The organism is Cellulomonas sp. P4_B5_2, from assembly GCF_056402235.1.
Map to the genome: position 1 here is coordinate 1 of NZ_JBFUHU010000172.1, position 8,047 is coordinate 8,047.

Annotated in this window: 9 protein-coding genes; 4 read left to right on the forward strand and 5 right to left on the reverse strand. The window is 72.0% G+C overall.

Annotated elements, in window-relative coordinates; translation table 11 throughout:
• Nucleotides 1-32: 32 nt before the first annotated feature.
• Together AC1DUQ_RS13155 and AC1DUQ_RS13160 are read right to left on the reverse strand one after the other, a co-directional pair.
• Complete coding sequence (locus AC1DUQ_RS13155; protein ID WP_477061147.1) at nucleotides 33-557, reverse strand: hypothetical protein; 525 nt, start codon at nucleotides 555-557, stop codon at nucleotides 33-35.
• A 9-nt stretch (nucleotides 558-566) separates the two neighbouring features.
• The gene (locus AC1DUQ_RS13160) at nucleotides 567-1,781 is read right to left on the reverse strand and encodes a toxic anion resistance protein (RefSeq protein ID WP_477061146.1); all 1,215 of its coding nucleotides are present in this window, start codon (nucleotides 1,779-1,781) and stop codon (nucleotides 567-569) included.
• A gap of 209 nt (nucleotides 1,782-1,990) precedes the next feature.
• On the opposite strand from AC1DUQ_RS13160, the gene AC1DUQ_RS13165 reads away from it, so the two are divergent.
• From AC1DUQ_RS13165 to AC1DUQ_RS13175, 3 genes are all read left to right on the forward strand, one after another.
• Nucleotides 1,991-2,551, forward strand: coding sequence for a sigma-70 family RNA polymerase sigma factor (locus AC1DUQ_RS13165; RefSeq protein ID WP_477061145.1), 561 nt, complete (start codon nucleotides 1,991-1,993; stop codon nucleotides 2,549-2,551).
• Entirely contained in the window at nucleotides 2,548-3,984 is a 1,437-nt protein-coding gene (locus tag AC1DUQ_RS13170) for a hypothetical protein (protein ID WP_477073931.1), read from the forward strand. The genes AC1DUQ_RS13165 and AC1DUQ_RS13170 overlap by 4 nt, the downstream gene beginning before the upstream one ends.
• Before the next feature lie 105 nt (nucleotides 3,985-4,089).
• Nucleotides 4,090-4,503: an SHOCT domain-containing protein gene (locus AC1DUQ_RS13175; RefSeq protein WP_477061143.1), complete on the forward strand. Its 414-nt coding sequence runs from the start codon at nucleotides 4,090-4,092 to the stop codon at nucleotides 4,501-4,503.
• On the opposite strand, the gene AC1DUQ_RS13180 is transcribed toward AC1DUQ_RS13175, so the two are convergent.
• Nucleotides 4,500-5,123 carry a TetR/AcrR family transcriptional regulator gene (locus tag AC1DUQ_RS13180; RefSeq protein ID WP_477061142.1) on the reverse strand — a complete coding sequence of 208 codons (624 nt, stop codon included), beginning with the start codon at nucleotides 5,121-5,123 and terminating at the stop codon, nucleotides 4,500-4,502. The genes AC1DUQ_RS13175 and AC1DUQ_RS13180 overlap by 4 nt on opposite strands.
• 132 nt (nucleotides 5,124-5,255) lie before the next feature.
• On the opposite strand from AC1DUQ_RS13180, the gene AC1DUQ_RS13185 reads away from it, so the two are divergent.
• Nucleotides 5,256-6,746: an MFS transporter gene (locus tag AC1DUQ_RS13185; RefSeq protein WP_477073932.1), complete on the forward strand. Its 1,491-nt coding sequence runs from the start codon at nucleotides 5,256-5,258 to the stop codon at nucleotides 6,744-6,746.
• A gap of 4 nt (nucleotides 6,747-6,750) precedes the next feature.
• Here AC1DUQ_RS13185 and AC1DUQ_RS13190 read toward each other — a convergent pair whose 3' ends face one another.
• Together AC1DUQ_RS13190 and AC1DUQ_RS13195 are read right to left on the reverse strand one after the other, a co-directional pair.
• Nucleotides 6,751-7,737 carry an aldo/keto reductase gene (locus tag AC1DUQ_RS13190; RefSeq protein ID WP_477061140.1) on the reverse strand — a complete coding sequence of 329 codons (987 nt, stop codon included), beginning with the start codon at nucleotides 7,735-7,737 and terminating at the stop codon, nucleotides 6,751-6,753.
• 43 nt (nucleotides 7,738-7,780) lie between these two features.
• Nucleotides 7,781-8,047 (reverse strand): STAS domain-containing protein (locus tag AC1DUQ_RS13195; protein ID WP_477073933.1); only part of this gene is annotated, 267 nt, incomplete at its 5' end.

The window sequence follows — 8,047 nt, forward strand, 5'->3', positions numbered from 1 at the left end:
GGTCTCGAGGGAGTCGAGGGCGTCGGTCAGGGTCACGGGCGCTCCACCTGGGGCGTGTCGAGGCCGGCCTCCGGGGCCAGCGCGAGCGAGGTGCCGCCGAACTTCTCGGCGAGGAACAGCCCGTGCGCCACGAGCGCGTTGGCGTCCTCGCGGGAGACGGCGTCGGAGATCTTGTCCAGGGTCACGCCCAGCAGGTCCAGCTGGTCGCAGAGCACCATGAGGGAGGTCTTGCCCTTCGACACCACGCGGCGGTCGGCGAAGTCCCGCGGCAGGCGCAGGTAGCCGCCGACGGCCTCGGGCAGGTAGCTCGTGGCGGTCGCGACGACGGTGTGCGCCTGGAGGCTGCCGGCGCCGAGCCGGTCCAGCCGCGGCGCCATCTCGTCGACGGTCCGGGTGATCCGCAGGACGCGCGCGGTCACCGCGGCCGGCACCCTGCCCGCGATCTGCTGCTCCACCTGGTGCGCGGACGCGACGATGTCCGCCGTCGTCGGCGCGGGCGGTGCAGGGGGAAGCTCGGGCTCCCGACGCCGCCCCCTCAGGCGTGCGAACCAGCTCATCTGCGGTGCCTACGTGCCGAGATCGAGCGAACCGCTGGCGACGTCCGTGGTGTCCGCACGCTTCACGCGGTCGAGGTAGGTGCGCGCCTTCGTCGTCTCGGTCTCGAGCACGCCGATGGTCGTCGCCATCGAGTCGAGCGCCTTGACCTTGAACGTGTCGATGGAGTCCATGGTCGCGTAGATGTCCGTGAACGCCTGCTGCAGCTGCGGCAGACCGACGGTGGCCTGCGCGGCCTGCTCCTGAATGCCCGCCGACTGCTCCTTGAGCATCTTCGCGGTCGACGCGATCAGCCCGGTCGTCGTGGCGTTCAGCGCGGTGATCTGGTCGAGGACCAGCCGTTGGTTGTTCAGCGCCTGCGCGACGATGACGGCCGTGCGCAGGGCGGCCACCGTGGTGGTCGTGGCGCGGTCCACGCCCTTGATGAGCTCGATGTTGTTCTTGATGATGATGTCGATCGCCAGGTAGCCCTGGATCGAGACGGCCAGCTGGGTCAGCAGGTCCTGGTGCTTCTGGCGCACGTAGAACAGGACGTCCTCGCGCAGCGCCTTGGCCCGCGCGGGATCCGTGGCGTCGAGCTCCGCGATGGCCGTCGACACGCGCGTGTCCAGCGACTCCGCGACGTAGATGTACTGGTGCAGGCGGGCCATCGTGTCCCAGAGGTGCTGCTTCTCCAGGTTGAGCGCCGCGTTGTCCTTGCGCAGCTCGTCCTGGCCGTTGTACAGCGCGCGGACGATGGCGTCGATCTGCTTCTGCGAGCTCTCGTACCGGCGGAAGTAGTCGGTGAGCGAGTCGCCGAACGGGATGAGCCCGAGCAGCTTCTTGCCGATCGTGGCCTCGCTGGGGTCCAGGCTCTCGACCGTCTTGCGCAGGTCCAGCAGCGACTTGCTCACCTGCGACGTGCCGGAGACCCCGCCCTCGCGCAGCTCCTTGACGGGCATCTGGAGCAGCCGGTTCGAGGTGTCGGCGGCCGCGCGGATGTCGGAGTCGCCCATGAGGCGGATGTCGTCGGCCTTGCTGGCCAGCTCCGGCGATCCCACCTGGGCCTTCATGAGGCCGTCGACGTAGGCGCTGACCTTGGCGTCGAGGCCCGGGAGCGCCGACTCGGGGATCTGCGGGGCCATCGCGGGAGCCTGCGTGGCCGCCACCGGCGCCATCGGGGCAGGGGCCTCCAGCGCGAAGACGGACTGCGGCGCGGGGGGCTGCAAGGGGGCTGCGTCGGTCATCGTCGTCCTTCACGTCCAGGTCGTCGCAGAGGGCGGTAGAGCTGCGCCTTGCAATGGTCATGGAATGGTCAAGCGGATGGTCAAGCGTCCTGTTGCGGACAGTAGCACGGGGGACCGTTGCGGCCCGGTGACCAACCGATCTCTGCCACGCTCCGTTCTTCAGGTGTGGCCCGACGTGCGGGCACACGACAACGCCAGGCAGGGGGCCGATGAGCGCGCGGTGGGAGGGCCTGCTGGCCCAGCTGGTGCAGGAGCGGTGGGCCGCGCTGCTGGCCCGGGCGACGCTGCTGGCGGCGACGCCCGCCGAGGCGGAGGACCTGGTGCAGGACGCGCTGGTCGCCACCTTCTCCAGCCGCGCGCGGTTCACCACCCTGGCTCAGGCCGAGGCGTACGTGCGCCGCGCCATCGCCACCCGGTCCATCGACCGCGCACGGACGGCGGCGAGCGAGCGGCGCGCCGCCGACCGGGTGGCCGGGCACCCGGAGACGCCGGTGGAGACGGTGCTCCCCGGGCTCGAGCGGGACGTCCTGGAGGCGCTCGCCCGACTCACTCCCCGCCAGCGCGCCTGCGTCGTGCTCCGGCACCTCGAGGACCTGTCGGTCGCCCAGACCGCCGAGCAGCTCGGACTGAGTCAGGGCGCCGTCAAGAGGTACACGTCCGACGCCGCGGCCGCGATGCAACGCTGGCTGGGCGCGACCACCGACCCCGAGGCCGACGAGCGGCCGAGCGTTCGCCTGGTCGACGGCACACCGAGAGGAGCCCGCTCATGAGCGACCTGGGGCAGCTGTTGGCCGAGGCCGAGGTGGCCATCGAACGCCGGCGGTCCGGGGCCACCCCGGACACCGGGACCCTGGCCGGGACGGTGCGGCGCGTGCGGCAGCGGCGGGCCGTCCGGCACTCCCTGCAGAGCGTGGCCGGTGTCGGGCTGGTCGGTGTGCTCGGCGCGACGGCGTGGTTGGGCACCCATCGGGCCGACCAGTCCCCCGTCCCCGCGGTCAGCCTGACCGAGAGCCCGACGGCGACTCCCACACCGACGCCGCCTGCGGTGCACGTCGGCGAGCCCCTGCCGCTGCCGGGTGGCCTCGTCGAGAGCAGCACCGCCGGGTGGACGCTCGTGACCGACAACCAGACGCGCGTCGGCACGGACCCGTCCGACGCCCCGACGGACGCGTACCGCAACCGGCTCCTCCTCGTCTCCCCGTCGGGCGAGCGGTACCCGGCGCTCGAGACGAGCGTCCGCACCGGGCTCAACGTGTTCTGGTGGACCGCCGGCCAGCCGCTCGTCCTCGCGACCACGACGAACTACCTGGAGGACCGGCCCGTCGACGTGATCGGCCGGCTCGACCTGCGCACGGGTGACCTCCAGCCGTGGCCGGACTTCCCGCTCAGCGYGATGTGGATCGGGGGGACCCCCGACGGGACGACGGTGTGGGCAGCGCCGCAGACGGACTACAGCGACCTCCCCGAGGGGGCGGTCCCGGCGCCCAGGAACGTGCTCGGGCCCCAGAACCGCATGTCGACCTGGGGGGCGACGTTCCACCTGCTCGTCCGGGAGCCCGACGGCACGCAGCGCGACCTCGGCGCGATCGACGACTCCGCGTACGCCACGTCGCTCAGTCCGGACGGCCGGTGGGTGTCGGCGACCGGCACGGACGGGCGCCTGGTGCTCGTCGACCTGCGCTCGGGCGACGCAACGACGGTCACGACGGTCACGACGGACCGGACGTGCACGGTCGGCGGCTGGTCGGGTCCGCACGAGCTGCTGCTCTCCTGCGGCACGCCGGCCAACCTGCTGTCGCTCGACGCGGCGCGCCCGGAGACTCCCCCGCGGCTGCTCGCGACGTCGGAGCACCCGGTGGTCGACGCGACGCCGTTGCCGGACGGCCGCGTCCTGCTGGGCGTGATCACCCAGGAGCCGCCGTGCGACGGCGGCGGCGACCCGGCYGTGCTCGCCGACGGCGTGATCTCGCCGCTCACCACGCAGTGGGGTCAGTACGACCACTCGTACGGCTTCCAGCGCGGGGGCGGCTCCGTGATCGCCGACCTCAACAGCTGCTACGTCGGCCACGGGAAGGCGGGCCGGCAGCGCACGATCAGCACGGACGTGACCACGGGGGCCGTCACGGAGCTCTCCACGCTCGAGGGAGAGCCCGCCACGGAGGGGTGGGAGCACGTCCTCATGGGGTTCACCGTCGGTCAGTGAGGTGACGTACCGGGCGGGCGGCGACCTTCGGCGGGCACGGTGACCACGCCGGCCGCGGCCTGAGAGGATGCGGGGCAGGGCACGCCGACGAGCAGAGGGGTACGCATGTCGACCGAGGACACCGGGTCGTTGGACGACCGCCTGCACCGCCTGGGCATCGCGTACGACGTGCAGCGCATCGTCGCCACGGGGATCGGCAAGCTCCCGCTGAGCGAGACCACCAAGGAGTCGCTGACGTCGAAGAGCGCCACCGCGGTCGTGGTGGTCGGGGAGACCGGCGTCGCGCTGGTCAAGGGTGCCGCGGAGGCGGGTCGGGGCGCCGCCACCGCCGCCAAGGACGGTGCCGAGACGTTCCAGCGCACCCGGCACGCGCACGCGTCCACCTCCGCCGACGCGCCGGCTCCCCCGGACGAGGACGTCACCACCCGGCTCGAGCGTCTGAGCGCGCTGCACCGCGACGGTCACCTCGACGACGCGGAGTACGCCGCCGCGAAGGCGAAGGTCCTCGCGGGGAGCTAGCCGGTCGTCGGCGTCGGGGCGGACCCGGTGGCCAGCGGCAGGATGACCGTGTCGATCATCTGCACCACGAACTCGTCGTCGATCTTCTGCCCGGCGACCATCTTGCGGTAGGCGATCATGGCGGGCGCGACGGCGGCGACCATCTCCAGGTCGATGTCCGGACGCAGCTCGCCGCGGGCCTCCGCTCGCTCCAGCAGCCCGCGCATCAGACCGACCCGGGAGCGCACGAACTGCTCGTGGAAGACGGCGGCGACCTCGGGGTTCTCCCTCACCGCGGACCACAGGCCGGACATGAGCTCGGAGTCGTCCGTGCGCGGCTTGCCGAAGCGGACGGCGAGCAGGTCGGAGCGCAGCGACCCCGTGTCGGGGATCTCGTCGGCCGTCGGCGCGACGCCCCGCATGCAGACGACGGCGTCGACCGTGAGCTGCACCTTGGACGGCCAGCGGCGGTAGACCGTCGCCTTGCCCGCCCCGGCGCGCTCTGCGACGGCGTCCATCGTCATGCCGTCGTAGCCGCGCTCGGCGAGCAGCTCGCGGGTCGCGACCAGGATCGCGTCGTCCTTCGACCCGTCGCGTCGTCGGCCCGGGCGGCGCGCGATCGTCGTCGACCCGTCCTCCACGATGCTCCTTCTCCTTGCTGCTGATTCGGCTGCCAGCGTAGCGCTGAAACAAATCGAGACTGGGGGGTTCCGAAACTCCCTAGTTCCATATTACTCTCGCTCCACCGACCACGACGTCACAGGAGCATCACCATGTCCACTGTCACCACCGCACCGGAGAGCCGGCAGCGCTGGCTCGTCCTCGCGACGGTCGCCCTCGCCCAGCTGATGGTCGTCCTCGACGCGACCATCGTGAACATCGCGCTGCCCTCCGCCCAGGCGGACCTCGGGTTCAGCGACAACGACCGCCAGTGGGTGGTCACCGCCTACGCGCTCGCCTTCGGCAGCCTGCTGCTGCTCGGCGGCCGCTTCTCCGACATGTTCGGACGCCGCCGCATGTTCCTCGTCGGGCTCGTCGGGTTCGCCGTCGCGTCCGCGCTCGGCGGCGCCGCCCAGAGCTTCGAGCTGCTCATCGCCGCCCGCGCCCTGCAGGGCGTCTTCGCGGCGGTCCTCGCACCCGCCGCCCTCTCCGTCCTGACCACCACGTTCACCGTCCCGAAGGAGCGTGCCCGCGCGTTCGGGGTCTTCGGCGCGATCGCCGGGATGGGCGGTGCCATCGGCCTGCTGCTCGGCGGCTACCTCACCGAGAACTTCAACTGGCGCTGGAACCTCTACGTCAACGTGCTCATCGCCGTCGTCGCGTTCGTCGCCGGCAGCGTCCTGCTCTCCCGCACGGACGTCACGCACCGCAGCCGGTTCGACGTGCCCGGTGTCGTCCTGGCGTCCACGGGCCTGTTCGCGCTGGTGTTCGGCTTCTCGCAGGCCGAGCCTCAGGGCTGGGACGCTCCGGTGGTCTGGGGCTCGCTGGCCGCCAGCGTCGTCCTGCTGATCGCCTTCGTCCGTCGCCAGCGCACCACCGAGTACCCGCTGCTCCCGCTGGAGATCGTCCTCGACCGCGACCGTGGCGCCGGGTTCCTGGCCATCCTCGTCGCGGGCTCCGGGATGTTCGGGGTGTTCCTCTTCCTCACGTACTACCTGCAGCTGACCCTCGGGTACACCCCGATGCAGACGGGCACGGCGTTCCTGCCGATGGTCCTGTTCATCATCATCACCGCACAGATCCAGTCGAACATCCTGGTCCCGCGGTTCGGGCCCAAGCTCCTGGTGCCGATCGGCATGACCGTCGGCGCGCTGGCCATGCTCTGGTTCACGACCCTCGACGCCGACAGCAGCTACGGCCACGTGGTCGTCGGGCTGATCGCCATGGGCATCGCGATGGGCTCGATCATGCCCGCGTCGTTCCAGATCGCGACGCTCGGGATCGCACCGCGCCAGGCCGGCGCAGCCTCCGCGATGGTCTCCACCAGCCAGCAGGTGGGCGGGGCGATCGGCACCGCGGTGCTCAACACCCTGGCCGCCACCGCCGCGACCGCCTACCTCACGGACCACTCGCCCGCCACGCCGCAGGTGATGGCCGACGCAGCCATCCACAGCTTCTCCGTGGCGTACTCGTGGTCGGCGGGGATCTTCCTGCTCGGTGCGGTCCTCACGGCGACCCTGTTCCGCACCCGCGCGGACCGGGCCGCCCGCCTGGCCGCGACGGCACCCGCCGCCGCGCACGGGGAGCCGGTGCTCGCGCACTGACCTCCTACAGGCCGACCATGCCCATGCCGGCGTCGTTGTAGCGGTTGCCGTGCACGCCGATCCGGTCCGCGGCCTGGGTCAGCTCGGCGAGGTCCTCGGTGCTCAGCGCGAGCTGCGCGGCACCGAGGTTCTCGTCGAGCCGGGTCAGGCGGCGGGTGCCGGGGATCGGGACGATCCACGGCGTGCGGGCGAGCAGCCACGCGAGCGCGACCTGCGCGGGCGTCGCACCGTGACGCGCAGCCACGGTGGTCACCAGGTCGACCAGGGCCTGGTTGGCCTGGCGGTTCTCCTCGGTGAACCGCGGGATCGTCGTGCGGATGTCCTTGTCGGTGAACGTGGTCGTCGTGTCGACCGTGCCGGTGAGGAACCCCTTGCCGAGCGGGCTGAACGGGACGAAGCCGATCCCCAGCTCCTCGAGCACCGGCAGGACCTCCGCCTCGGGGTCGCGCGTCCACAGCGAGTACTCGCTCTGCAGCGCGGTCACCGGCTGCACGGCGTGCGCGCGGCGGATCGTGCCGGCGCCCGCCTCGGACAGCCCGAAGTGCCGGACCTTGCCCGCGGCGACGAGCTCCTTGACCGCCCCGGCGACGTCCTCGATGGGCACGTCCGGGTCCACGCGGTGCTGGTAGTAGAGGTCGATGACGTCGACGCCGAGCCGCTGGAGCGAGGCGTCGGCCGCCGCCGCGATGTGCTCCGGCCGGCTGTTCACGCCGACCGACTTCCCGTCCTGGATGTCGAAGCCGAACTTGGTGGCGATGACGACCCGGTCCCGGACGGGTGCGAGCGCCTCGCCCACGAGCTCCTCGTTGACGAACGGGCCGTACACCTCCGCGGTGTCGAAGAACGTGACGCCCCGGTCCACCGCGCCGCGCAGGACGGCGATCATGTCGTCGCGGTCCCCCGGGTTGGGGCCGTAGCTCTGGCTCATGCCCATGCAGCCGAGGCCGATCGCGGAGACCACCAGGTCGGTTCCGAGTGTGCGTGTGTCCATGCGATCGACGGTACGGCGGTCGCCGCGGACGAGGGAGGCCCTGTCAGTACCCGTTCCGGTGGGCCTCGACCGCGCGGTGCACGCTCCCGTGGAACCGGTCGGCCCCGACGCGGTCGACCACGCCGTCGCGGGCGAGCGTCGCTCGCACCGATGGCTTGACCCGGGCGAGCCGGACGGCGAGGTCCCTGTCGCGTGCCAGGTCGAGGATGTCGTGCAGGGTCGCGGCGCCCTGTGCGTCGATGATCGTGATCGCGCCGCAGTCGATCACGATCGCCGTCAGCCCCGGGCTCGCGTCGGCGACCTCGCGCAC

What these genes read in the sequence shown, in the direction of transcription:
- AC1DUQ_RS13175 (WP_477061143.1), top strand. Translation starts at nt 4,090, where the DNA reads ATGTCGACCGAGGACACCGGGTCGTTGGACGACCGCCTGCACCGCCTG.
- AC1DUQ_RS13165 (WP_477061145.1), top strand. Translation starts at nt 1,991, where the DNA reads ATGAGCGCGCGGTGGGAGGGCCTGCTGGCCCAGCTGGTGCAGGAGCGG.
- AC1DUQ_RS13190 (WP_477061140.1), bottom strand. Translation starts at nt 7,737, where the DNA reads ATGGACACACGCACACTCGGAACCGACCTGGTGGTCTCCGCGATCGGC.
- AC1DUQ_RS13185 (WP_477073932.1), top strand. Translation starts at nt 5,256, where the DNA reads ATGTCCACTGTCACCACCGCACCGGAGAGCCGGCAGCGCTGGCTCGTC.
- AC1DUQ_RS13160 (WP_477061146.1), bottom strand. Translation starts at nt 1,781, where the DNA reads ATGACCGACGCAGCCCCCTTGCAGCCCCCCGCGCCGCAGTCCGTCTTC.
- AC1DUQ_RS13155 (WP_477061147.1), bottom strand. Translation starts at nt 557, where the DNA reads ATGAGCTGGTTCGCACGCCTGAGGGGGCGGCGTCGGGAGCCCGAGCTT.